Annotated in this window: 20 protein-coding genes and 1 tRNA gene; 13 read left to right on the forward strand and 8 right to left on the reverse strand. The window is 58.4% G+C overall.

What is annotated here, in order from left to right; genetic code table 11:
* The first annotated feature begins 101 nt into the window (after positions 1 to 101).
* The 5 genes from G547_RS23715 to G547_RS0117825 all read left to right on the forward strand — a co-directional run bounded on the left by G547_RS23715 (position 102) and on the right by G547_RS0117825 (position 7682).
* Positions 102 to 4400 carry a PKD domain-containing protein gene (locus G547_RS23715; protein ID WP_211224588.1) on the forward strand — a complete coding sequence of 1433 codons (4299 nt, stop codon included), beginning with the start codon at positions 102 to 104 and terminating at the stop codon, positions 4398 to 4400.
* A gap of 301 nt (positions 4401 to 4701) precedes the next feature.
* The gene (locus G547_RS0117810; RefSeq protein WP_051235698.1) at positions 4702 to 5727 is read left to right on the forward strand and encodes an SMP-30/gluconolactonase/LRE family protein; all 1026 of its coding nucleotides are present in this window, start codon (positions 4702 to 4704) and stop codon (positions 5725 to 5727) included.
* Positions 5728 to 5730: 3 nt separating this feature from the next.
* Entirely contained in the window at positions 5731 to 6231 is a 501-nt protein-coding gene (locus G547_RS0117815; RefSeq protein WP_027330991.1) for a DUF1289 domain-containing protein, read from the forward strand.
* A 14-nt stretch (positions 6232 to 6245) separates the two neighbouring features.
* Entirely contained in the window at positions 6246 to 6857 is a 612-nt protein-coding gene (locus tag G547_RS0117820; protein ID WP_027330992.1) for a MiaE family protein, read from the forward strand.
* A 12-nt stretch (positions 6858 to 6869) separates the two neighbouring features.
* Complete coding sequence (locus G547_RS0117825; RefSeq protein ID WP_027330993.1) at positions 6870 to 7682, forward strand: methyltransferase domain-containing protein; 813 nt, start codon at positions 6870 to 6872, stop codon at positions 7680 to 7682.
* An 11-nt stretch (positions 7683 to 7693) separates the two neighbouring features.
* On the opposite strand, the gene G547_RS0117830 is transcribed toward G547_RS0117825, so the two are convergent.
* Positions 7694 to 8170, reverse strand: coding sequence for a J domain-containing protein (locus G547_RS0117830; protein WP_027330994.1), 477 nt, complete (start codon positions 8168 to 8170; stop codon positions 7694 to 7696).
* A gap of 90 nt (positions 8171 to 8260) precedes the next feature.
* Here G547_RS0117830 and G547_RS0117835 point away from each other — a divergent pair, with 90 nt between their 5' ends.
* The 7 genes from G547_RS0117835 (at position 8261) to G547_RS0117865 (ending at position 13941) form a co-directional block, all read left to right on the forward strand.
* Positions 8261 to 8797, forward strand: a complete 537-nt coding sequence (locus tag G547_RS0117835) for a lipocalin family protein (protein WP_084646248.1) — start codon at positions 8261 to 8263, stop codon at positions 8795 to 8797.
* 47 nt (positions 8798 to 8844) lie between these two features.
* Positions 8845 to 9888 carry an agmatine deiminase family protein gene (locus tag G547_RS0117840; protein WP_036189312.1) on the forward strand — a complete coding sequence of 348 codons (1044 nt, stop codon included), beginning with the start codon at positions 8845 to 8847 and terminating at the stop codon, positions 9886 to 9888.
* Positions 9875 to 10756 carry a carbon-nitrogen hydrolase gene (locus G547_RS0117845; protein WP_027330997.1) on the forward strand — a complete coding sequence of 294 codons (882 nt, stop codon included), beginning with the start codon at positions 9875 to 9877 and terminating at the stop codon, positions 10754 to 10756. Before G547_RS0117840 ends, G547_RS0117845 begins: the two co-directional genes overlap by 14 nt.
* A gap of 58 nt (positions 10757 to 10814) precedes the next feature.
* On the forward strand, positions 10815 to 11288 hold the full coding sequence (bcp, locus tag G547_RS0117850) for a thioredoxin-dependent thiol peroxidase (protein ID WP_027330998.1): 474 nt from the start codon (positions 10815 to 10817) through the stop codon (positions 11286 to 11288).
* Positions 11289 to 11657: 369 nt separating this feature from the next.
* Positions 11658 to 12101, forward strand: a complete 444-nt coding sequence (locus G547_RS0117855) for a helix-turn-helix domain-containing protein (RefSeq protein WP_027330999.1) — start codon at positions 11658 to 11660, stop codon at positions 12099 to 12101.
* Positions 12102 to 12234: 133 nt separating this feature from the next.
* Positions 12235 to 12564, forward strand: a complete 330-nt coding sequence (gene yajC / locus G547_RS0117860) for a preprotein translocase subunit YajC (RefSeq protein WP_027331000.1) — start codon at positions 12235 to 12237, stop codon at positions 12562 to 12564.
* Positions 12565 to 12567: 3 nt separating this feature from the next.
* Positions 12568 to 13941 (forward strand): alanine/glycine:cation symporter family protein, encoded by a 1374-nt coding sequence (locus G547_RS0117865; protein WP_211224589.1) that lies wholly within the window; start codon positions 12568 to 12570, stop codon positions 13939 to 13941.
* A 382-nt stretch (positions 13942 to 14323) separates the two neighbouring features.
* Here G547_RS0117865 and G547_RS0117870 read toward each other — a convergent pair whose 3' ends face one another.
* The 7 genes from G547_RS0117870 to rne all read right to left on the reverse strand — a co-directional run bounded on the left by G547_RS0117870 (position 14324) and on the right by rne (position 20307).
* Positions 14324 to 14656, reverse strand: coding sequence for a TusE/DsrC/DsvC family sulfur relay protein (locus tag G547_RS0117870; protein WP_027331002.1), 333 nt, complete (start codon positions 14654 to 14656; stop codon positions 14324 to 14326).
* 3 nt (positions 14657 to 14659) lie between these two features.
* Complete coding sequence (gene tusB, locus G547_RS0117875) at positions 14660 to 14971, reverse strand: sulfurtransferase complex subunit TusB (protein ID WP_027331003.1); 312 nt, start codon at positions 14969 to 14971, stop codon at positions 14660 to 14662.
* A gap of 14 nt (positions 14972 to 14985) precedes the next feature.
* The gene (gene tusC, locus G547_RS0117880; RefSeq protein ID WP_027331004.1) at positions 14986 to 15348 is read right to left on the reverse strand and encodes a sulfurtransferase complex subunit TusC; all 363 of its coding nucleotides are present in this window, start codon (positions 15346 to 15348) and stop codon (positions 14986 to 14988) included.
* Position 15349: 1 nt separating this feature from the next.
* Entirely contained in the window at positions 15350 to 15742 is a 393-nt protein-coding gene (gene tusD / locus G547_RS0117885; protein ID WP_027331005.1) for a sulfurtransferase complex subunit TusD, read from the reverse strand.
* 70 nt (positions 15743 to 15812) lie between these two features.
* Positions 15813 to 16496: a Bax inhibitor-1/YccA family protein gene (locus G547_RS0117890; RefSeq protein ID WP_027331006.1), complete on the reverse strand. Its 684-nt coding sequence runs from the start codon at positions 16494 to 16496 to the stop codon at positions 15813 to 15815.
* Between the two features lie 223 nt (positions 16497 to 16719).
* A tRNA-Ser gene (locus G547_RS0117895) sits at positions 16720 to 16810 on the reverse strand.
* 131 nt (positions 16811 to 16941) lie between these two features.
* Positions 16942 to 20307, reverse strand: coding sequence for a ribonuclease E (gene rne, locus G547_RS0117900; RefSeq protein WP_027331007.1), 3366 nt, complete (start codon positions 20305 to 20307; stop codon positions 16942 to 16944).
* 770 nt (positions 20308 to 21077) lie between these two features.
* Between rne and rluC the strand changes: the two genes are divergently transcribed.
* Positions 21078 to 22088 (forward strand): 23S rRNA pseudouridine(955/2504/2580) synthase RluC, encoded by a 1011-nt coding sequence (rluC, locus tag G547_RS0117905; RefSeq protein ID WP_084646250.1) that lies wholly within the window; start codon positions 21078 to 21080, stop codon positions 22086 to 22088.
* The last annotated feature ends 18 nt before the right edge of the window (positions 22089 to 22106 follow it).

Raw genomic sequence — 22106 nt, forward strand, 5'->3', positions numbered from 1 at the left:
AAGCGCAAACTGTTTCCAGTCCTGGCAGGTCGTTTGCTGGGGCTATGTGTGACCCCCTTGCGCTTTGCCACCTGATGGATAAAAGAATTGAGGGTATAGGTATGCCTACTAATATTTCGTTTTCCAAAACACTGATATTGGTCGCGATGATGTCACTTGGGGTCGCGTCCTGCGGTGGAGGGGGTGGTTCGGCCGAAGCGCCACAGGAAGAAACCCTTTCAGACGACACGCAGTTTGTCTACGTCGAGCGTGACCTGGTGGGAGCCCAGGCTGTCTCCGGTGAGGCCGGGGAGGGTTCCCTGGCGGCCCAGTTTAGCAATGCAACGGCGACGGCCGGTCGCTCGCCGGTGGACTTGCGCTCCCCCTATGAGTTCAATCCTGGGGCTCGCCTGGTCAACCGTTCCGGGCTGAGCGTGGATGCCATGGATCAGGATGTATTGGCGGATTACTTTGGAACATCGGCCTATGATGTGAAAGACCTCAGTGTCTCTGCCGACGGCGAGCGTGTTGTCTTTGCGGCTCACGGGCCCGCGGACAGCCTGACGGATTACACTTGGAATATTTACGAATACGATTTTGAAACGGAAGAAGTCCGGCGGATTATCGGTTCGGACGCACTCGCGAATGCGGGTCAGGATACCAGCCCCACATACACGGAAGAGGGGACCATCATTTTCTCCACCGATCGGGCCGCCGGAAATCCAGACAAGCCAGTACCGACGATTCCCGATACCCCTTACGGCGAGGACTGCTACAAAGTCGGTCCCGACGAGCGTCCTTCCCTTCTGCATTCCATGACGCTGGATGGGGAAAGCATCGTTCAGCTCACGTTCGGCAACAACCATGACGTCAAAACGGTCACCTTGGGTGACGGTCGAGTCGCCTTTATCCGTTGGTCCCGTCGCTATGAGCTGGTTTCAGAGTGCTCGGACCAGCCCGATGAACGCCTCGATGTTGCGTCGGCGAATTCGCTTGGCAGTGCCTCTCTCCTGGAGTCTGTGCCTCCTCCTTCGGGCTTGAGCCGTCCCGATCAATGGCCTCAGCAGGCAATGTGCCAGTACACGATCAACACCCCTCTGGGGGCGGCCATTGCCAGCAACCACTATTCTCTGCTGCGTATTGACGCGGACGGTGACACGCTCGAGCAACTGTACAAAACCGTCAGTCTGGAGCGTTCCGATGAAGTTTTTATGGTGCCTGATCAACTGGTTCAGTCGGAGAGTGGCCAGCTTCTCACCGTAATCAAGCACCAGTACAACCAGTTCCACGGAGGTGACATTCTTGAACTGCAGGCGCCCGAAGCCGCCAGCGCCGATACGCTCTTTGGTGGCTTTTCGCCACGTTCACTGATTTCCTCTGGAGTCGATCTCTACCCGAATCAACGCTCTCAGGGTGGGTGGTACAGCGCCGTGGCACCGTATCGGGATGGTACCGGGCGGCTGCTGGTCAGTTGGTCCCAGTGTGCGGTGGAAGAAGGCGGCGTCAATGAATTTTGTCGTGACGGGCTCGCCAGTGGTGATGTCGAGAGCCGCTATGGCATCTGGGTGTTCGACCCGCAAACCGATACCCGTTTGCCGATTGTTCGAGCGAACAAGGGGCGTGTCTATACTGAGTTGGCAATGAATCAGGCCCAGCGAGGCGAGCCGTTGCCCTACGTCGCCTATCAGGCGGAGTTGCCCAACGAGCCCGAGCCCCAGCAACTGATTTGTAGCGATCCCGGTGTGGACCCAGAAGAGCCCGAGGAGCCCAGAGAGCCTGAGCCCACGAATCCCGGTGACCCAGATCCGAAAGATCCGACGGATCCTTCGAACCCGACTGATCCAACGGACCCTACAGAGCCGACGGATCCTTCGAACCCGACTGATCCAACGGACCCTACAGAGCCGACGGACCCTTCGAATCCGACCGACCCAACGGACCCTACAAATCCGACGGATCCCACAGATCCGACCGATCCAACGGATCCAACGGATCCAGGAGAGCCGACTGACCCAGAGAATCGCGCCCCCACCGCCAACGCCGGTGCGGATCAGCAGGCGCAAGCGGGACAGATCATTACGCTGGACGGCACCGACAGTAGCGACCCCGATGGCGACGCGCTGACTTACCGCTGGACCGTGACTCAGCCGGCGGGTGCCGATGACGCTCTATCCAGCCAATCAGTAGTCATGCCGACCCTCACGGTTTCCGAGGGCATGTCCTACCGCGTGCAACTGGTCGTGAACGATGGCGAACTGGACAGTGCACCGGACACGGTGACCATCACTCCCGGAAACGTCGCACCAGTGGCGAATGCTGGCCCGGACCAGCGCGTGGTCCCCGGAAATGATGTGACTCTGGATGGCTCCGCCAGCACCGACGCCGATGGCGATGCGCTCACCTACCAGTGGGAATGGGTTTCCAGGCCCGAGTTGAGCGAGGCCAGTCTGTCTGCCGCGGGCGATGTGATGCCCACCTTTGTGGCCGATGAGCCGGGCGTTTATACGCTCGCGCTCAGAGTCCATGACGGTGCCAGCACGAGCGAAGCGGACGCAGTCACCATCAATAGCGAAAACACCCCACCGGTGGCGCAAGCCGGCCCGGATCAGTCCGTGCATATCGGTGACACCGTCATTGTGGATGGTGCGCAAAGCACGGATGCGGATGGCGATGTGCTCACCTATCACTGGAGCCTCTCAAGCCGGCCGGAGGGCAGCGAGGCGGCACTCACCGGTGCCACCGACGTGCAGGCGAACATCGATATCGATGTGCCGGGCACCTATGTGGCGCAACTGGTGGTGAACGATGGCTACGAAAACAGCGCCCCGGATACCGTCGTCCTGGATACGGTCAACGTCCGCCCGGTTGCCGACGCCGGCGAGGCCCAGACGGTGGAGACGGGTGATCTGGTGATGCTCGATGGTTCTTCGAGTTATGATCCCGACGGCGATCCGCTCAGCTTCCAGTGGAGCATGACCAGCAAGCCGGAGGGCAGTGGCATTGTCCTGTCCGGGGGGGGCACCGCCTATCCCGATTTTACCCCGGATCAGGCCGGTCTCTACGTGGCTCAACTGGTGGTTAACGACGGTGTGCTGGACAGCAAACAAAGCCAGGTAACTGTTCGGGCCGAGCAGGGCGTCTGTGTGCCCGAGGATGAGCCGGCGATTTCGCAGATCAGTGCCACACCCTCGGAGCTGTGGGCCCCCAACCACGAAATGGTTGAGGTGGCTGTATCCGCCGAGGCGGCGGACAGCTGCACCCAGGTAACCAGCTGCCGTATTACGTCCGTGACCGCCAATGAGCCGATCAATGGCGTGGGTGATGGCAACACTGCTCCGGACTGGCGCCTGACCAGTGACCTGACTGTCGATTTGCGAGCGGAACGCTCGGGTACGGGCGTGGACCGGGTGTACACACTGGGCGTTCAGTGTGACAACTCGATTGGTGCTTCCGAAATGGCGACGGTCGATGTGGTCGTGCCGCACGACCAGTCCGCCAAAGTGCCGGCAGCCGACGCGGGTACCGATCAGACCGTAGAAGCGGGCGAGTGGGTCTACCTGGACGGTTCAGCCAGCGCCAGTCCCGACGGCTACCCGCTGGATTATCAGTGGGCCCTGGTCAGCAAGCCCGCGGGCAGTGAGGCGACTCTCTCGGCGGCCGATACTGCTTTCCCGGAGTTCCAGGCGGACCTGGCGGGTGCCTATACCGCCGAGCTGGTGGTTAACGATGGCACTTATAACAGTGAGCCGGATAGTGTGCGCGTGAATGCAACGCCCGTGGCCTGTGAAATCGTGGACGAGAACCGCCGGACGCTACCGGTCACGCTGCGGGACTTCCGGGATTCCCATCCGGATTTCGAATACCGGATTGAGGAGGAAACCGGCATCGTGGAGGACACTCTGGGCTCGGACGGCCTGCCGGTCTACGCGCATGGCGACCGGGGCAGTGAAACCACCAACGGCCCGGATGCCTTCAACCAGTGGTATCGCGATGTGTCTGAGGTGAACAAGACGTTGCCCAAAGTACTGGAAATTACCCGTCAGTCCGGCTCCACCATCTGGGAATACCAGAATGATCGTTTCTTCCCGGTGGACGGAGAAGGCTGGGGCAATGAAGGGCGTGAGCGCAACTTCCACTTTACCCTGGAAGCGCACCTGGAGTTCGATTACGAGGGGGGAGAAGTGTTCACCTTCCGCGGTGATGACGATCTTTGGGTCTTTATCAACGGCAAACTGGCCATTGATATCGGCGGGGTCCACGGCGTGATTGAGCGCAGTGTGAACCTGGATGAGGTGGCTGATTACCTCGGTATCGAAACCGGCAATACCTACAGTTTCGATCTGTTCTTTGCCGAGCGCCACACCTCCGAGTCGAACTTCATGTTCCAGACCAACATCAATCTGGAGTGTGTGTCGCCCTGACGCGCTCTCCGCTTGAGTAAAGTGGGGCCGAAAGGCCCCGCTATGTTTTCAGTTCCAGCACCAAGCCCTCCTTTTCAACCCTGTCTTTGCGCCTCTCGCGCTGACGACTCTCTCTTTTCTTCCTTCTGCGTTGGACTCTACTCTTCCAGTGGGGTGACGGCGGATTCCATGCCCAAGCCGGGGCAACGTCTGTATAATGGCTTCCAGACATATAAATCACCGCTCTTTTATTGTAAATCAATGGGTTAGGGCGGATTGTTAAAGCCACTTATATGGCCAGGCTCAACCGAAGGAAGCCCTTATGATCTTCAAAAACATACCACTCGCGGGTACGGCGTCATTGCTGGCATTGGTCAGTTTCGTTGGCTGTGACACCCGGTCGCCAGAACAAGCTGGCCAGGCCCCCTCAAGTGTCACGGCCTCAGCGGCGACGACCGACGAAAAGGGCGCGTGGCAGTGCCCCGCTTCGCCAGGGACTGCGCCCTCCGGTCAGTTGACCGCTGAGCGTATCCCCGGCTCGGCCAGCAAGCGGGAGCAGGCTGGCCTGTACGAGGGGCCGGTCTGGATCGACGGGGCTCTGTACTTTTCCGATTTCACCTTTGAAGAAGGTTTTCCTTCACGGGTTCAGAGGCTGACTGCCGAAGGCACACTGGAAACCGCCATCGAAGACAGTGGCAGCAACGGTCTGGCCGTGGACTCGGAAGGGTTCCTGATGGCGGCCACCCACGACGCCAAAGCGATTTCTCGCTACGAATTGTCTACCGGGGAGCGGGAACTTATCTGGAACGAGTTCGAGGGAAACCCGTTCAACTCGCCCAATGATCTTACGTTGACGGAGGACGGAGTGATTTACTTTACCGACCCGGCCTTCCAGCGGGCGGCGGCGCCGGGCGGACAACCACAGACACGCGTCTACCGTATTGCCGAGTCGGGCATCTCGGTGGTCGAGGCCGATATCCGTAACCCCAATGGTATCTCGCTCTCTCCGGATGAAAAGACCTTGTACGTCGCTGGCGGTGGCGAGAATGGCGTGCTCAGGGCGTATTCCCTGACGGCGTCCGGGACGGTAGAAAGCCATCGGGATCTGGCCAAAATCGAGATCCCCGATGGAATGGCGATCGACTGTCTGGGTAATATCTACGTCACTGAGCACGCTCTGCAGAGGGTTCGCGTATTTACCCCCGAGGGCGAGGAAATCGCCCAGATCCAGGTCGACGCCAACATCACCAACGCCGCCTTCGGTGGTCCGGAGCGAAAAACGCTTTACCTGACCGGAGCCGGCACACTGTGGCAAATTTCCCTGGAAGTGGCAGGTTTTCCTTACTGATTTATGACCATACTCAAACGCGTAAAGACCCCCTGTGTGGGCGTCTGTTCCACCGGCATTGGTGACAGCGTCTGCCGGGGCTGCAAGCGGTTCGCTCATGAGGTGATTGACTGGAACGCCTACGATCAATCGCAGCGGGCCATTATTGTCGAGCGGTTGGCTGCCTTTTTGACCCAGGTGGTCAGTCTGCGCTTTGAAATCATTGACGAATCCGCGCTTTTCCAGCAAATGCGACACCAGCAAATCCGCTTCAATCCGGATCAGAACCCGTACTGCTGGGTGTTTGATCTGCTCAAAGCCGGGGCCAGCCAGATTCGCGAACCCGGTCATTTCGGATTGCGGGTTCGACCGGACTGGCAGGACACGCCACTGACGGAGCTGCGGGATCAGATAGATCGGGACTTTTACGAACTGTCCTGCGCCCATTACGAACGCTTTATCGAGCCGGGCCTCGCCCGGGATGCGATGCAAGAAGCGGCTCTGCAATCTGCACAAAAAACGTGAAGAAACGACCGTAAATGACTGATATTAAAACAATACTAGAGTTTCTCCAGTGTGAGACCCCCGATGCGTGGGTTACTTGGGCGCTGGAGAATGAGCCGTTATTGTTGCTCGACCACGCCAACTGCGAGAAGAAGGCAGCCTCGACCGCGCTGACGCTGATGTACCGCTATGTGGGCGACTACGAGATGATGCACAAGATGTCCCGGCTCGCGCGCGAGGAGCTCCGTCACTACGAGCAGGTCATGAGTTTGATGCAGCAACGCGGCATCGCCTATGGCCAGATTTCCCCCAGCCGCTACGCCTCGGAGTTACGCCAACCGGTTCGCACCCATGAGCCCGGTCGCTATGTCGATACCCTGATCGTGGGCGCCATCATCGAAGCCCGCTCCTGTGAGCGCTTCGCCAAGCTGGCGCCCCACTTGGATGAAGAGCTCCAGGGGTTTTATCGGTCCCTGCTCAAATCCGAGGCTCGGCATTTTCAGGATTATCTGAAACTGGCGCAAAAAGCGGCTGGCAAAGAAGACATTCAACCGCGGGTGAACGAGTTCCTGGCCCTTGAAAAAACGCTGATTGAGTCACCGGACGATACCTTCCGCTTTCACAGTGGTGTTCCCCGAGCGGCTTGAGAGGCCCAGCCCATGCCCAAACAACCCGTGACGGGTGATCGCAATTTTGACGACCTGGCGGAGCGTTTCGCCCGTAACGTATACGGCGGGTTGAAGGGGCGCATCCGCCTGTCGGTGTTGCGGCGCGACTTCGGTCATCACCTCCCGATTCCCCCCTTCGTGCCGGACACCGGCAAACCGCCCCTGCGCATTCTGGATGCCGGTGGCGGCCAGGGCCAGTTCTCTCTGCCGCTGGCCCGGGCCGGGCACTCGATCACCTTATGCGATATTTCGGAGCAGATGCTCAAAGGCGCCCGCCTGGAGGCGGAGCAGCTCGGGGTCAGCGATCGGGTGACTCTGGTTCAGGCGCCGATCCAGGGACTCGCCGACGCTTTAGCCCGTGACACAGAGCCGTTTGACCTGGTCATCTGTCACGCGGTGTTGGAGTGGGTACTGGATCCGCAGGCGATTCTGGCGCACCTGGTCAACTGGCTGGCACCGGGCGGGTATCTATCCTTGAGCTATTACAACCTGCACGGGGCGGTGTACAAAAATCTGCTGCGGACCAATTTCAAAAAAGTGGAGCAGGGGGATTACGGTGGCTTTCGGGGCAGCCTGTCACCCATCAACCCGCTGTACCCTGAAACGGTTGATGCCTGGCTGGCAGAGCTACCGCTCAGACGCCTGGCCTGCAGCGGCATTCGCGTGTTTCACGACTATATCCTCGACAAACAGCAACGCGAGCAGCACCCGGACAAAGTGGTTGAACTGGAGTTGCAGCTGTCGCAACAGGAACCGTATCGCTCGCTCGGGCGCTATATGCACGTGCTGTCACAACGCCATTAAGCGTTTCAGCTTCAGCCCAAGCGCTTTATCAGCAGCTCTTTGGCCTCGTTCACCTTGGCGGCCAGGAAGTCGTTGCCACCGCGGTCCGGGTGAAGTTTCTGCATCAATTTGCGGTGAGCCGAAACGATCTGCTCCCGTGTCACCGTCTGTTCGTCGCCTTTCAGACCCAGGGTATCCATGGCTTCCCGAACCGTCATGAGACCGGCGCTGGGTGGTTTGCCGGTAGCCTGTTGTTTTTGCTTCCACAACGGAAAGAACTGAAGCCCCAGGCCGATGGCCGTTTTGGCCAGAGGCAGCAGGGCGCCGATGATGGCAAAGATCCAGTGGGCGCGGCCTGTCGCGACCAGTAACAGCAGGCCGGCACCTGCGCCCCACAGGCCCAGTTTCCAGAGTAGCCGTTTGCGTTCGGCCGGGGGCAGACGTTTAATATGGCCCATGGCGGCCCAAAGGCCGATGATGACCACCAGGGCAATTAACAGTCGAATCATGAGAACACTCGTCCAGTCGCGCCGGCGCGACGTATGTTGAGCCGGTATTATAAAGACGATTGATTCAGGAAAAACAGGGGAGTGATGGATATGAGGCGTTTATTGATGCTGGGTGCCGGATTGTTGCTGGCGCTCGGTCTGACAGCCTGCTCGGACACCGGCATCCCGGAGGGAATGGAGCCGGTGCGGGACTTTGAGTTGGAGAGGTATCTGGGGCAGTGGCATGAGATCGCGCGCCTCGATCACAAATTCGAACGCGGGCTGGAGCGGGTGACCGCGACCTACTCACCGCGTGAGGATGGCGGCGTCCGGGTGATCAACCGGGGCTATAATCCGGAAGCCGGCGATTGGGAAGAGGCCGAGGGCCGCGCCTACTTTATCGGTAGTGACAATGTCGGTCGGCTCAAAGTGTCGTTCTTTGGTCCATTTTTCGGCGGATACAACATCATTGAGTTGAGTGACGATTATGACTACTCGATGGTGGCGGGGCCGGATCGGTCCTACCTATGGATTCTGGCCCGCGAGCCGGTGCTGGATGAAACGGTTCTGCACCGTCTTGTCGAACGTGCCGCCGCCCTGGGGTTCGATACCGACGCGCTGATTTACCCGGCCCCATCCGAGCGTTGAATTCGTTATAATCCCGCTCTTTGTCGTCCGGCTGTAAGGGGATTTTTATGGAGCAACCACGTCTTCCCGCGGAATGGGAGCCACAGGACGCCGTCCTGCTCACCTGGCCCCACCGCCACAGTGACTGGGCGTCGATGCTTGAAGAGGTGACCGCCCTGTACGAAGGGTTGGTGACGGTGATCTCCGACTACGCCGACCTCATCGTCGCCGTACCGGAAGCGGAGCTCGACACCATCGAAGCCCGGCTTCAGGCGATGAACGCCCCCATGGATGTGGTGCACCTGCGCCCTGCGCCAAGCAACGATACCTGGGCCCGGGATCACGGCCCGCTGACGGTACTGGTTGAGGGCAAGCCGCGTCTGCTGGACTTTCGGTTCAACGGTTGGGGTGGCAAGTTTGCGCACGATCTGGATAACGAATTGACCCGCCGACTGCATCGGGATGGCGCCTTTCCCGAGGTTGAGCTGCAAACCCAGGATTGGGTTCTGGAAGGAGGCTCGATTGAGGTGGACGGTCGTGGAACGCTGCTCACTACAGAAGCCTGTCTGCTGAACGCCAATCGCAATCCAACGCTCAGCCGCGACGATATTGAAGCGCGCCTGAAGACTGCCTTCGGGGTGCGCAAGATCAACTGGCTGTCCCACGGTCATCTTGCGGGGGACGATACTGACAGCCACATCGATACCATTGCCCGTCTGTGTCCCAACAACGTCATCCTGTATATGCAGTGCGATGACCCGGACGATGAACATTATCAGGACCTCCAGGCCATGGAGGCGGAGCTCGCGACCATGACCGACGCCGACGGGAGACCTTATCAACTGCTGCCGCTGCCCTGGCCGGGCCCCGTGATCAGCGACGACGGCGACCGCCTGCCCGCGACCTATGCCAACTTTTTGATCATCAACGGGGCGGTTCTCGTGCCCCAATACGATAATCCCGCCGATGAGCAGGCGCTCGAACAGGTGATGCAGGCCTTCCCGGGTTACCACATCTTCGGTGTTCCCTGCTCGGTGCTGATAGAGCAGGGCGGCAGCCTGCACTGCATCACCATGCAGCTACCGGAAGGAGTGCTTTATGACCCAGCTTAATGTCGGCCTCGTACAACACGCCTGTACCGATGATGTGGACGCCAATCTCGACATCTCCATGCGAGGCATTCGCGCTGCGGCGGAGCAGGGCGCGCAACTGGTCGTGCTTCAGGAGTTGCACCGCGGCCTTTACTTCTGCCAGCAGGAAGATGTCGACCAGTTTGATCTGGCCGAACCCATTCCCGGTCCGAGTACCGAGCGACTGGGAGCATTGGCCAAATCCCTGGGCGTGGTGATTGTCTCCTCGTTGTTTGAGCGACGCGCACCGGGTCTGTATCACAACACTGCCGTAGTCATCGAACGGGACGGCACCATTGCCGGACAATATCGCAAAATGCATATCCCGGATGACCCGGGGTTTTACGAAAAATTCTACTTCACGCCTGGTGACATGGGGTTTCACCCCATCGAGACCTCTGTGGGCAAATTGGGCGTATTGGTGTGTTGGGACCAATGGTTTCCAGAAGCCGCGCGCCTGATGGCGATGGCTGGGGCGCAGTTGCTGATCTACCCCACGGCCATTGGCTGGAGTCGGGAAGACGACCCGCAAGAGCAGGCCCGTCAGCGCGAGGCCTGGGTAACCATTCAACGCTCCCACGCAGTGGCCAACGGACTGCCAGTCATCAGTGTCAACCGCATTGGTCACGAAACCGACCCCGGTGGCGGTGAGGGCATCGACTTCTGGGGCACCAGCTTTGTTGCCGGCCCCCAAGGCGAGATTCTGTATACCGCCACAACGGACCAGCCCGAGACTGAGGTGGTCAGTGTGGATATGGCCCGCAGTGAAAACGTTCGCCGAATCTGGCCCTATTTACGGGATCGGCGGGTGGATCACTACGGGGATCTTTTGAAGTTGTACCGAGATTGAAAAAGCGCCCCACGATGGGGCGCTTTTTTAAACACTGAAAGACGCTATAGGAGAAATCATGGCATTACCCAAAATTGGCAATCTGGCCCCGGCCTTTACCCTGAATAACCAGGATGGCGAAAAAGTAAGCCTGAAGGACTTTCGGGGTAAGAAGAACGTCGTTTTGTACTTTTACCCCAAAGCGTCCACCCCGGGGTGTACGGTACAAGCCTGCGGTATGCGCGATGCCCTTTCGGAACTTGGCAACCATGAAACGGTCGTACTGGGGGTAAGCCCTGACAAAGAGCCGGCTTTACAGAAGTTCATCGCCAAACAGGGGTTGAATTTTGACTTGCTGTCCGATCCGGATCATCAGATTGCTGAAAAGTATGGTGTCTGGGGCTTAAAGCAGTTTGCGGGTAAGGAATACATGGGATTGATACGGACCACCTTCCTGATCGATAAAGAAGGGCGTTTGCGCCATATCCCAGAAAAGTTCACCACGAAGAACCATGATGGCATCATTCTGGACTACGTACGTGAGCATTTTTAATGCCCCATTTTGCAGCATTAGGTATTAAGAGCGAAACGGATGAAAACTTTTGGGTATAAGATTGGGTTTTTAATAAAAATGTGATCTTAGTCCCGCTGTGTGTCGATTTTTTTGACTCTGTTGGCGACATTTCGCTTTTGATTGGCCTATACTACAGTTGTCTTGTCAATGATGGCTCGAGCCCGCGCCAAAAGGGGCTGTCAGAGTGGCATGACAGGACGGTCGGGAACGGTTGTCAGGCCAAAACCCGATGTACTATTAGAACGATCGCGAGAGTTCGGCCACTGGCAGTTGACCGCCAGCGTCTCCGCGACCACTCAGCGTAACTAATTTCAATGCCCAGAGTTTTTGGCAGAAGGAGAGGCCTGTATGATTCAGCTACAGCGTATCGATGATCGAATCAGTGATAGCGCAGCGCGTCCGTTCGCCACACCCGGTGTCCGGTCTTACCATGAGTATCTGGAACTGGCGAGAATTCCCCCGGCAGAAGGGGTTGCCTCAAAAGTGCTGGATGTGCTGCACCGTCGAGTGGGTCAGGATCCACTGGCAATTGACTACATTGCCGAGGACCTCGACCTGTCAAAACGGACTTTGCAGCGTCGTTTGCAGCAGCAGGGTGAGAACTTTGCCCAGTTGCGGGACAGCTTACGTTTCCATTATGCGATCAAGTTCCTGATTGATCAGCATATGAGCGTGGATGCGGTATCCAAAGCGTTGGATTTTTCCGACCGCACCAGTTTCACCAACGCTTTCAAGCGCTGGACCGGACTGTCTCCCAGCGTGTTCCGAAAACTGTTTCGAGATTACGCTTAATCAAAGCGCACTCCTTGCCCCGGCCGCTTCCCGCGGCCGGGGCTGTTTATCCTCTATGCCGTCACAATTGCCTGCCTAGCATAAACAAGGTAGAGTTAGCCCTTTTTCAGACCTAGAGAAAGAGGCTCGATACATGGAATTCTTTATTCCCGCCGCAATGGCCCAAGACGCTGCACAACCACAGGGTAACCCGATGATCACCCTGCTGATGTTCGGTGGGCTTTTTGTCTTCATGTACCTGTTCATTATTCGTCCGCAGCGCAAACGTCAGAAAGAGCATCAAAACCTGGTATCTTCCCTGAGCAAAGGAGACGAAGTGGTCATGACCAGTGGTCTTCTCGGGAAAATTGTGAAAGTGGATGACAATTACATTGTTCTCGATGTCGGTGAGAACATGGAACAGAAGTTCCAAAAGGTGGCGGTCCATGCCGTTCTTCCCAAAGGCACCATCAAGTCCATCTAAATTATGAGCGATGACTCCCCCCTGCAAGCGCTTGAGGCCCTGCTGAGCACCATCAGTGGACTGGTCTGGGGGGAGTTCATGCTGGTGATGATTCTCGGCACCGGCCTGTTTTTAATGGTGCGTCTTGGCGCAATGCCGCTCAGGCGCATCGGTACCGCCTTCCGCCAACTCTTCCGCGGCCGCCGTTCCGAAGGCGCCGGTGATATCAGCTCCTTCAACGCTCTCATGACCGCCTTGTCGGCCACTATTGGTACCGGCAATATCGTCGGTGTTGCCACCGCCATCGGCATTGGCGGCCCTGGGGCACTGTTCTGGATGTGGTGCAGCGCCCTGGTTGGGATGGCCACAAAGTACGCCGAAGCAGTTTGTGCCGTGCACTACCGTGAGACCGACCAGCACGGTCGTCACGTGGGCGGCCCGATGTACTACATCAAAAATGGTCTCGGACGTCGCTGGGTGTGGCTCGGCGGCCTGTTTGCATTCTTCGGCATGTTGGCGGGCTTTGGAATCGGTAACACCGTCCAGGCCAACTCTGTGGCCGATGCGTTGGGCGAGAGTTTCGGTATTCCGGCCTGGGCGACCAGCATCATTCTGATGGTCATGGTGGGCGCGGTGTTGATCGGTGGCGTAAAACGCTTGGCCAACGTGGCCGGCAAACTGGTTCCCTTTATGGCGCTGTTGTATCTGGTCAGCGGCCTCACCATTCTTGCATTCCATCTCAGCGCCATTCCCGCCGCCATTGCGCTGGTGGTCGGATCGGCGTTTACCGGCACGGCAGCCACTGGCGGCTTTGCTGGCGCTACCATCATGATGGCCATCCAGTTTGGGGTGGCCCGCGGTGTCTTTTCCAACGAGGCGGGCCTGGGCAGCGCCCCCATCGCCCATGCCGCCGCTCAAACCAGCAGCCCGGTGCGCCAGGGCATGGTGGCGATGCTGGGGACGTTTATCGATACCCTGGTGGTGTGCACGGTCACCGGCCTGGTATTGATCGTGACCGGCGCCTGGTACAGCGGTGCGGAAGGGGCGGCCATGTCTCAGGAGGCGTTTTCGTCGACGATTCCCCAGGGCCAGCACCTTGTGGCACTGTGTCTGTCTCTCTTTGCTTTTACGACGTTGTTGGGGTGGAGTTATTACGGTGAACGTTGTGCGCAGTACTTGTTTGGTGAGCGCATCATTAAGCCGTTTCGTGTGGTTTGGCTGCTGGCGATTCCGGTCGGCGCCAATGTGAGTCTGGGTGTCGTCTGGATTGTGGCGGATATCCTGAACGGTCTGATGGCGGTTCCCAACCTGATTGCTTTGCTGGCCCTTTCCAGTGTCGTGGTCGGTCTCACCAAAGAATATTTTGCCCGGAAGAATACTGAACCGTTAGGGCTTTGATGGGATTCGAAGCCACTAGAGAGACCGGCATCAATTCAGGTACACCTTCCCGAGACACGCCGTGAATACGTCCCTGTAGGCTCGAATCGCGAGTCCCGCGCTCCACGGTCTCGGGAAGGTGTACCTGAATCGCTGCCTCAGTGCTAGATTCTTGCGACTCTTATTGATCTGACTGTTACCGTTCCCTGCTATTAACCTACAAACATTAAATTAACCTCTGAGGCTGGGGTCCGGGTGTACCCTTCCAAGACCGTGGAGCGAGGGACTCGCGATTCGAGCCCCCAGGGATGGGTTTACGGCGTGTCTTGGAAGGGTACACCCGGACCCAAGCCGGTCAAGGATGGAGGGTGACCAAGTGAGACGGAAGGTCCGAGGCTAAAACTTAAAGACAGTTATCGGGCCGGGGCAGGCCGGCGATTTTGCTGGCGACTTTGGCGGGGCTGGGTGGGAAAAGCTTCATCAGATAAATACTGCGGCCTTTTTCGGGTCCAAGCTTTTGGCCAACGCGCTTCACCAAAGGACGCATTGCGGGAGAAAGCTCAAACTCCCGATAAAAATCACGCAACAACTCAATCACCTCCCAATGCTCCGGCGTCAACTCCAACTCAAACTCGCGAGCCAGCGCATTCGCCACCTCCGGACTCCAATCCGTCAGATCCCTCAAATAACCCTCCTTATCCGTCGATATCTCCCGTTCAGCCACTCGCAACGCCATTGTTCAATACCAGCTTTGAACCGTTTTGTGCTCCGTACTCAACTGCACAAAGCCAGAATAATCCACCACCTTGACCCAGTCAGAAATACGATCGTTCAAACCACGAGCCTGTAGGTCCGGCTCCAATGCGAAGAGATGAACCTTCCGGTCGTTCACCAGAGCCTTCAGGGCCTGTGCCGTGGGAGCCGAGGGGAGGGCACCGTAAACACCATCCTCGATCAGCAACAGCGCATCCCCCGCTCGACAGATGTTAATGCAAGAGGTCAGAGTCTGTTGCGCAAAGGGCGACTTGTTAACTGTGTGCAGTGTGCTCATGATTTGGCATCAGTTCAGAAGCTGAGTAAATGATCCTGTTCGCTAAAAAGGGTGGCGACGTCTTCGGAGCTCAAGGAGACCAGGCCGTCCAAAGCCAGCTCGTCCCTGGTCAAACCGCGTGCTTCCAGAGAGGGTGCGTGAACGTAGAGCTTTTCCACGTCGTACAATGGCAGCGCCGACAGACTTGAAGACAGTGTTTTCTGGGGAAGTCCCCCGGGCGCCTGCTCGGGTAGCAGTTGGAAAACACCGTCATCCATGAATAATACGCTGATATCCTGCCCAAATACAGCCGTAGCCAGCAAAGCATCCAGCGCCTCCCGGGCAATAGCGCTGCCATACGGGGCGTGACGAAGGGTAAACAGAACTTTTCGACTCATGTCAGGCTCCGAATGTCACGACGCGGTCGGCATGCACCACTGCTTCAACCCACTGGCCCAGACCGCTGAGGGTGAATTCCGGGGCGAGGTTGCTGGCGGGTTGCTGGTAGCGCTGTGCTTCCTCCTCGTTCAGGATGCCGCGCTTGAGGGCCGTGGCGATACATACAACCACATCCAACTGGTGGGCTCGCGCCAGCGCTCTCCAGGCTTGCGTGATGTCCTGTTCGTCCTGCGGTGGAGTCGCCAGTTGATTGCCCGTGTGGACGCCGTCCTGGTAGAAGAAGACACGGATCACCTCGTGACCTTGTTCTAACAGGGTTTGGGCGAAGTGCAGGGCGGTCTGACTCGCCTGAACGCTGAAGGGGGCGGCATAAATTGCAAGCGCAAACTTCATAGATTGAATCCACTGAACGAAAAAAGCCCCGTATGGACGGGGCTTTTTGTCGAAGGCTGTCGGCCCCTGTTTAGTCGTTGCTGGCACCGATCAGGTGAAGCAGACTGGTAAACAGGTTGATGATCGACAAATACAGCGACGTGGTCGCCATAATGTAATTGGTTTCGCCCCCGTGGATGATGGCACTGGTCTGGAACAGAATCAGCGCAGACATCAGCAAAACAATGCCGGCGGAGAAGGCCAAGCTTAACGCAGAGACATCAAAACCGAACAGAGAGGCGCCCATCAACAGCAGCATGCAGCCAATCATCACCATCAAGCCAACCGCAACGAAACCGCGCAGGAAGCTGAAGTCTTTGCGAGTGGTCAGGGTGTAGCCGGACAGCCCCAGGAAAATTGCGGCCGTGCCGCCCAGAGCCTGAAGCACGATGCTGCCACCGTTGGACATGGCGAGGTAATGGTTGAGAATAGGCCCTAAGCTGGCCCCGATAAGACCGGTAAACGCGAATACCACGATCAGACCGGTTGATGAGTTGGCCGTTCTGGGGAGAACGAACCAAATGAGGCCCAGGGCGACGAGGCTCATGATCAAACCCGCGCCGTGAGGCAAATTGATCGCCATGGCGATACCGGCAGTGACCGCGCTGAACACCAGTGTCAACGCCAGCAGCGAATAGGTATTTCGCAACACCTTGTTGACCTCAACGCTGCTGCCAATGTCGGCCCGTGCATTCTGGGTGTAAAGCTCTCGCATCGTAATTCTCCGTTAAATAACAGGTTGTGCCTGAAACCATCAAACATCAGACCTAGATCATACTAGGGAACCTTTGAGCAAGTCCACATGATTAGGACTGCGGCACAAGCGTTAGACGACCGCTCTGCGCTGTTGGTTCACTATTCAGTATATGAGGTTTGCGGGGTGGAAATTCAATGAGGCTATAAAAAAACCCTCCTCATTGCTGAGGAGGGTTTTTGTATGGCGGAAGGGCAGGGATTCGAACCCTGGGTAGGCTATTAACCTACGGCGGTTTTCAAGACCGCTGCATTCAACCGCTCTGCCACCCTTCCGAGAGGGGCAAATTATACAGAGCTTTTTTTGCGGAACAAGGGGAAAACCTGAAAAAATCCAAGGATTTCTAACACTTACCGTACAAACGGGGTGCACTCGGTCAAGAGTGCACCCCGTTTCTCCAGTATTGCTACTCGTTAGCTCCTGACTCGGTTCCCGCTGAGCGCCCACGCGGGTCATTGGCTGCGCGGGCCAGCGGCCGCGGGTTGTGATTGACCGACGGTGGTTGACGGGTATCCAGTGCCTGGGCCGCTGAGCGTTCCCGCTGCTCGGTAATGATGTCGGCGGGAACCCTGGAGTGGGGGGCCAAGCGGGGATCGTTGGCGGCACGCTTGGGCGTGGCTGACGCGGGCTTAGAAGCCGTCGGTTCGGCTTTGGCTTGCGGTGTCGTGGACACCGTTTCCGAGGCTTCTCCGGTGCTGGCTTTCTCAGCGTCTGCGGCCACGTTGGGCTCCGCCGGTTCCTCCGCGGGCGCTGACTCTGTCATAGCAGAAGGAGAGCGCTCCTTGCGTGCCGGTGCTTCGTCTGCGGAAGTCCGGTCCATGCCTGTCTCTGATGGTTGGTCCTCGCCCTTGGTTGACACTGGCTCCGCCGAGGGCTGGCGTTCCTGAGTCGCTTTAGCCGCCGGTTCCTCCGGTTTGGTGGAAGCCTGAGCCGGTCGATCTGACGGGCGGGCCTGTGCGCTTTCCTCGCCGGGCGCGGAGGTCGGTTCAACCTTGCGCGGGGGTTCGCCCACCTGACGTTGGCTTACCTGGGCGCGAGCACGCTCAGTGGCCTTTTCCGTGGGACGGGTTTGAATAACCGCTTCGGAGGTTGCCTGGGTGGTGGCGGACTTCGGTTGATCCGACGAGGTGTCGGGGGAGCCGTTTCCTGATTGCTCACTCCCGTTTTTGTCTAGCCGCTCAGCCTCTTTATCGTCCTGCCGCTCAGGGCTGTTGTTGTTCACTCGCTCAGGGCTGTTGTCTTCCACTCGCTCAGGGCTGTTGTTTTCCGCTTGTTCAGGGCTGCTCTTCTCCAATTGCTCAGAGCGGTTACCCCGGCGGGCATCAGACTGTTTCTGGCCGCCAGAAGCGGTTTTGCCGGTGGACTGATTCGCCGGCGCTCCCTTGGAGCTTGGCTTTTCGGTCGTTTCGGCATTGGCTCCAGAGGTTTCTGAGGGCTTGTCTCCAGCGGCTTCAGCCCTGGGCCCCTCAGACTGACGGCGAGGCTTATCGCCGTCCGCATTCGATTCGTCAGCGGCCGTTTTGGAGCCTTCTTGACTGGCCTGGTTGGCGGCCTGAATGTCGTTCGCCTTCTCAATGACCTCTTCCGGCAGCTCGCGACGGTTGCGGCGGCGGGGGCCGGAGCGAGGACGGCGACTGGAAGGGCGTTTCGGCGGACGGTTGTCCTGAGCGTCGCCATCGGAGCCTTGTGCTTCTCTATCCGCTGAGGATTCTCCAGCGGCTGAGGCGTCTCCCGTTGACGGTGCTTTATCGGTTGGCGTGCTCCTGCTCTCGCTCGCCTGCGGCTTGTTGTCACCCTGGCGGTTGTCGGGACGATTGCCGCTACGGCGATTGCGTCCCCCGCGAGAGCGACGGTTGCCACCTTCGGTACTTTTGTCGCTATCGTCCTTTGCTTTTTCCGGGGCTTTGTCGGAATCGCTTCGTTTATCTTTGTCCCCTTTGGGGACGTCGCGCTCATCGCGGCGGCCGTTGCCCCGACGATTCCGATTTCCGCCTTCGCGGCGACGGTTCTGGTTGCCGCCACGGCCACTACGGCTGCGCTGGTGCCCATTACCCTTGGTATCGGTGCTTTTCTTGTCGTCCTCTTCGCTCTCGAACAGGCCGCTCAGCAGGGCAACAAAGCGCTCCCACAGGCCCGGCGCTTTGGGGGGCGGAGGTGGAGGTGGAGCCTGGGTCGGCGCTGCCGGTTGAACGGCCGGCTGTGGCAGCGATATCGGCTTGGCCTGGACATCCGTTTCTTCTTCGCTGTGCTCGTCGGCCGTGGCTACGATCTTGTAGCTGGTCTCGAGGGTGCCTTCGTCATCGTCGCGCAAGCGCTGAACTTCAAAGTGTGGGGTCATCATGTCCGCGTTCGGCACAACGACTACTCGAGTATTGTTGCGTTGCTCGATGTTGGAAATGGTTTTGCGTTTCTCGTTAAGCAGATAGGTCGCCACGGACATCGGAGCGATAGCGCGAATTTCGGCGCTACGCTCTTTCTGCGCTTCTTCTTCCACCAGGCGCAAAATGGACAGCGCCAGAGAGCGTGTGCTGCGGATGGTGCCCTGGCCGTTACAGCGGGGGCAAACCTTGGCGTGTACCTCACCCAGGGAGGGGCGCAGCCGCTGGCGGGACATTTCCAGCAGACCAAAGCGGGAGATCCGGCCGACCTGAACGCGGGCGCGGTCCATATTCAGGGCATCGCGCATGCGGTTTTCCACTTCGCGCTGATTGCGTGCGGGCTGCATGTCGATAAAGTCAATGACAATCAGGCCGCCCATATCCCGGAGGCGCAACTGACGGGCAATTTCGTCGGCCGCTTCCAGGTTGGTCTGAAGGGCAGTCTCCTCAATGTCGCCGCCTTTGGTGGCGCGGGAGGAGTTGATATCGATGGAAACCAGGGCCTCGGTCACGTCAATGACGATCGAGCCACCAGAGGGGAGTTTGACTTCCCGCTGGAACGCCGTTTCGATCTGGCTTTCGATCTGATAGCGGTTGAACAGCGGGATGTCATCCTCGTACAGCTTCACTTTGCTGCCGAAGTTGGGCATCACCTGCTGGATGAATCCATTGGCCAGGTCGTAGGCTTCCTTGTTGTCCACCATGACTTCGCCGACGTCTTGACGCAGGTAGTCTCGGATGGCGCGAATAATAACGTTGCTTTCCTGAAACAGGAAGTTGGGGGCAGGGGCGCTTTTAGCCGCCTTGTCGATGGAGTCCCACAGTTGCAGCAGGTAGTTGAGGTCCCATTGGAGCTCTTCCCCGCTGCGGCCTACGCCCGCGGTACGGATGATAATGCCCATGCCCGAGGGGATCTCGACGCCACTCAGGGCCTCTTTGAGCTGGGCTCGGTCGTCGCCCTCAATGCGTCGGGAAATGCCACCGGCGCGGGGGTTGTTGGGCATCAACACCAGATAGCGACCGGCGAGGCTGACAAAGGTGGTGAGAGCGGCGCCTTTATTGCCACGCTCTTCCTTGTCGACCTGCACGATGACTTCCGTGCCTTCTTTGACCACTTCTTTGATCTTGATGCGGCCTTCGACTTCATTCGGGGCCTTGCTGAAATACTCGCGGGAGATTTCTTTCAGGGGGAGAAAGCCGTGGCGGTCAGCACCGTAATCAACAAAGGCCGCTTCCAGGCTGGGTTCGACCCGGGTGATTTTCCCTTTGTAGATGTTGGCTTTCTTCTGCTCGCGATTGCGGTTTTCGATGTCCAGGTCGTACAGCCATTGGCCGTCGACCAGAGCAACGCGCAACTCTTCAGGTTGAGTTGCGTTAATGAGCATTCTTTTCATGCGTTACCTAATGTGTGTTAGTCCGGGCGCCGGGCGAGCGGAATAACCAAGGTCAACGCTGTTGTGTTTTACAACCGTTTCATCAGGGATTCCGCCGTTGGCAGACCCCGGGGGTCGGAGACAGAAGGCAACGTCCAGCCACACCATCCGCCCGGCAGTGGGCCGGTCGGCGGAGGAGGCTCAAAGTCGCCTTGATCGTCATGCAATCCTGCTCCATGAAACTTCAGTTTTCTGGTTTCGGCTTCAGGTGGCGCTTTGCGAGCCGGGCTCGAACGGGGCGCCACGTGGAATCTGGCAGTGCCGGGATTGTATTCGGGTGCCGGGTCGTCACCTGTGTGTCGGGGTCCGCCGGACACTGTCGCGCGGTCTGGACCTTTGCTTCGTTGTGACGCCGGATAATCACCTGGCCGGCATTGCGTAGAAATCAGAGTTCTACAAAAACACGTACAGTATCAACAATGGCTATCACGCGTCTGGCGCGATGGTCATGGTGTGCTCCGCAGGCCTTTCGGGCACCGTTGCGGTAGCACCGGTTTTGTCAGTTCACTGGCCGCACCGGGGGGAGGTAAATCGTCTCACCATTGCCGGAGGGGCCTAATTTGCTGTCAGCGGTATTTCCTCGCAACAGGCCTGTTATGCATCTACCTGTCCGGAAACCTGCCTGTCCCAGCAACGCGGAATATAACAGTAATTGCAAAAAGCTTCAATTGGCCGCTTTTCGGGCCTTCGGGAGATCGTCGCCGGGGCGGCTTTGCGCTATCATGCGCCTCATGACGCAGACACCCCAATCCCAAACGCCTTCCTCCGCCCTGGAGGGGCCGCGCTCGCGCCCCGAGCTCCCACAGCAAGTCCAGTGGCTCACGATTGATGCCGATCAGGCTGGGCAGCGGGTGGATAACTTCCTGATGGCCCGCTTGAAAGGGGTTCCCAAATCCAAGGTGTACAACATCCTGCGCAAGGGGGAGGTTCGGGTCAATAAAGGAAGAGTGAAGCCGGACTATCGGCTGCGGGCCGGGGATCAGGTGCGGGTTCCGCCGGTGCGGGTGGCTGAGCGGCCCCAGCCGGCCAAGCCCAGTGATCAGTTAACGACTCAGCTTGAGCGGAGCATTCTGTTTGAGAATGACGGGCTGCTGGTGATCAACAAGCCGCCGGGGCTGGCGGTGCATGGTGGCAGTGGCGTCAGTCTGGGGCTGATTGAGGTCTTGCGGCAGATGCGGCCCGAGGCGCGTTTCCTGGAGTTGATCCACAGGCTCGACCGAGATACCTCCGGCTGTATCATGGTGGCCAAAAAGCGCAGTATGTTGCGTCATTTGCAGGCGGCATTGCGGGATAAGAGCGACAGCGGCGTCACCAAAATTTACCAGGCGTTGGTGCTGGGGCGCTGGTCGGAGAAGCGCCGTATGGTGGATGCGCCTCTGATGCGCCTGGACATCAAAGGTGACCGGATTGTGAAAGTGCACCCCGAGGGCAAACCCAGCCTCACCCGGTTCTCGGTGCTTTCATACTTCGAGGGAGCTACGCTGGTTGAGGCTCACCTGATAACCGGGCGCACCCACCAGATTCGGGTCCACGCCCAGTCGGCCGGCCACAGTCTGGTAGGCGATGAAAAGTACGGGGATGATGCGGCCAATCGGCGGTGGCGTGAAAAAGGGGCCAAGCGCCTGTTTCTCCACGCGGCCAAGCTTGGTTTTTACCTGCCTGGGGAGAGCGAGCTCACGCACGTAGAGGCCCCTTTGCCGCCGGATTTGTCTGAGGTTCTGGCGCAATTGAAACGTTTATGATGAGGTTGTCGGTTTGCT

Origin of the sequence: Marinimicrobium agarilyticum DSM 16975 (genome assembly GCF_000423345.1) — a bacterium.
In the GTDB taxonomy this organism is placed as follows: domain Bacteria; phylum Pseudomonadota; class Gammaproteobacteria; order Pseudomonadales; family Cellvibrionaceae; genus Marinimicrobium; species Marinimicrobium agarilyticum.

Coding starts and splice junctions, on each gene's coding strand:
- G547_RS0117845 (WP_027330997.1), top strand. CDS start 9,875: ATGACCCAGCTTAATGTCGGCCTCGTACAACACGCCTGTACCGATGAT.
- G547_RS0117820 (WP_027330992.1), top strand. CDS start 6,246: ATGACTGATATTAAAACAATACTAGAGTTTCTCCAGTGTGAGACCCCC.
- G547_RS0117840 (WP_036189312.1), top strand. CDS start 8,845: ATGGAGCAACCACGTCTTCCCGCGGAATGGGAGCCACAGGACGCCGTC.
- G547_RS0117865 (WP_211224589.1), top strand. CDS start 12,568: ATGAGCGATGACTCCCCCCTGCAAGCGCTTGAGGCCCTGCTGAGCACC.
- G547_RS23715 (WP_211224588.1), top strand. CDS start 102: ATGCCTACTAATATTTCGTTTTCCAAAACACTGATATTGGTCGCGATG.
- G547_RS0117835 (WP_084646248.1), top strand. CDS start 8,261: ATGAGGCGTTTATTGATGCTGGGTGCCGGATTGTTGCTGGCGCTCGGT.
- G547_RS0117830 (WP_027330994.1), bottom strand. CDS start 8,170: ATGATTCGACTGTTAATTGCCCTGGTGGTCATCATCGGCCTTTGGGCC.
- G547_RS0117855 (WP_027330999.1), top strand. CDS start 11,658: ATGATTCAGCTACAGCGTATCGATGATCGAATCAGTGATAGCGCAGCG.
- G547_RS0117815 (WP_027330991.1), top strand. CDS start 5,731: ATGACCATACTCAAACGCGTAAAGACCCCCTGTGTGGGCGTCTGTTCC.
- G547_RS0117825 (WP_027330993.1), top strand. CDS start 6,870: ATGCCCAAACAACCCGTGACGGGTGATCGCAATTTTGACGACCTGGCG.
- tusD (WP_027331005.1), bottom strand. CDS start 15,742: ATGAAGTTTGCGCTTGCAATTTATGCCGCCCCCTTCAGCGTTCAGGCG.
- yajC (WP_027331000.1), top strand. CDS start 12,235: ATGGAATTCTTTATTCCCGCCGCAATGGCCCAAGACGCTGCACAACCA.
- G547_RS0117890 (WP_027331006.1), bottom strand. CDS start 16,496: ATGCGAGAGCTTTACACCCAGAATGCACGGGCCGACATTGGCAGCAGC.
- bcp (WP_027330998.1), top strand. CDS start 10,815: ATGGCATTACCCAAAATTGGCAATCTGGCCCCGGCCTTTACCCTGAAT.
- rluC (WP_084646250.1), top strand. CDS start 21,078: ATGACGCAGACACCCCAATCCCAAACGCCTTCCTCCGCCCTGGAGGGG.
- G547_RS0117810 (WP_051235698.1), top strand. CDS start 4,702: ATGATCTTCAAAAACATACCACTCGCGGGTACGGCGTCATTGCTGGCA.
- tusC (WP_027331004.1), bottom strand. CDS start 15,348: ATGAGTCGAAAAGTTCTGTTTACCCTTCGTCACGCCCCGTATGGCAGC.
- tusB (WP_027331003.1), bottom strand. CDS start 14,971: ATGAGCACACTGCACACAGTTAACAAGTCGCCCTTTGCGCAACAGACT.
- G547_RS0117870 (WP_027331002.1), bottom strand. CDS start 14,656: ATGGCGTTGCGAGTGGCTGAACGGGAGATATCGACGGATAAGGAGGGT.
- rne (WP_027331007.1), bottom strand. CDS start 20,307: ATGAAAAGAATGCTCATTAACGCAACTCAACCTGAAGAGTTGCGCGTT.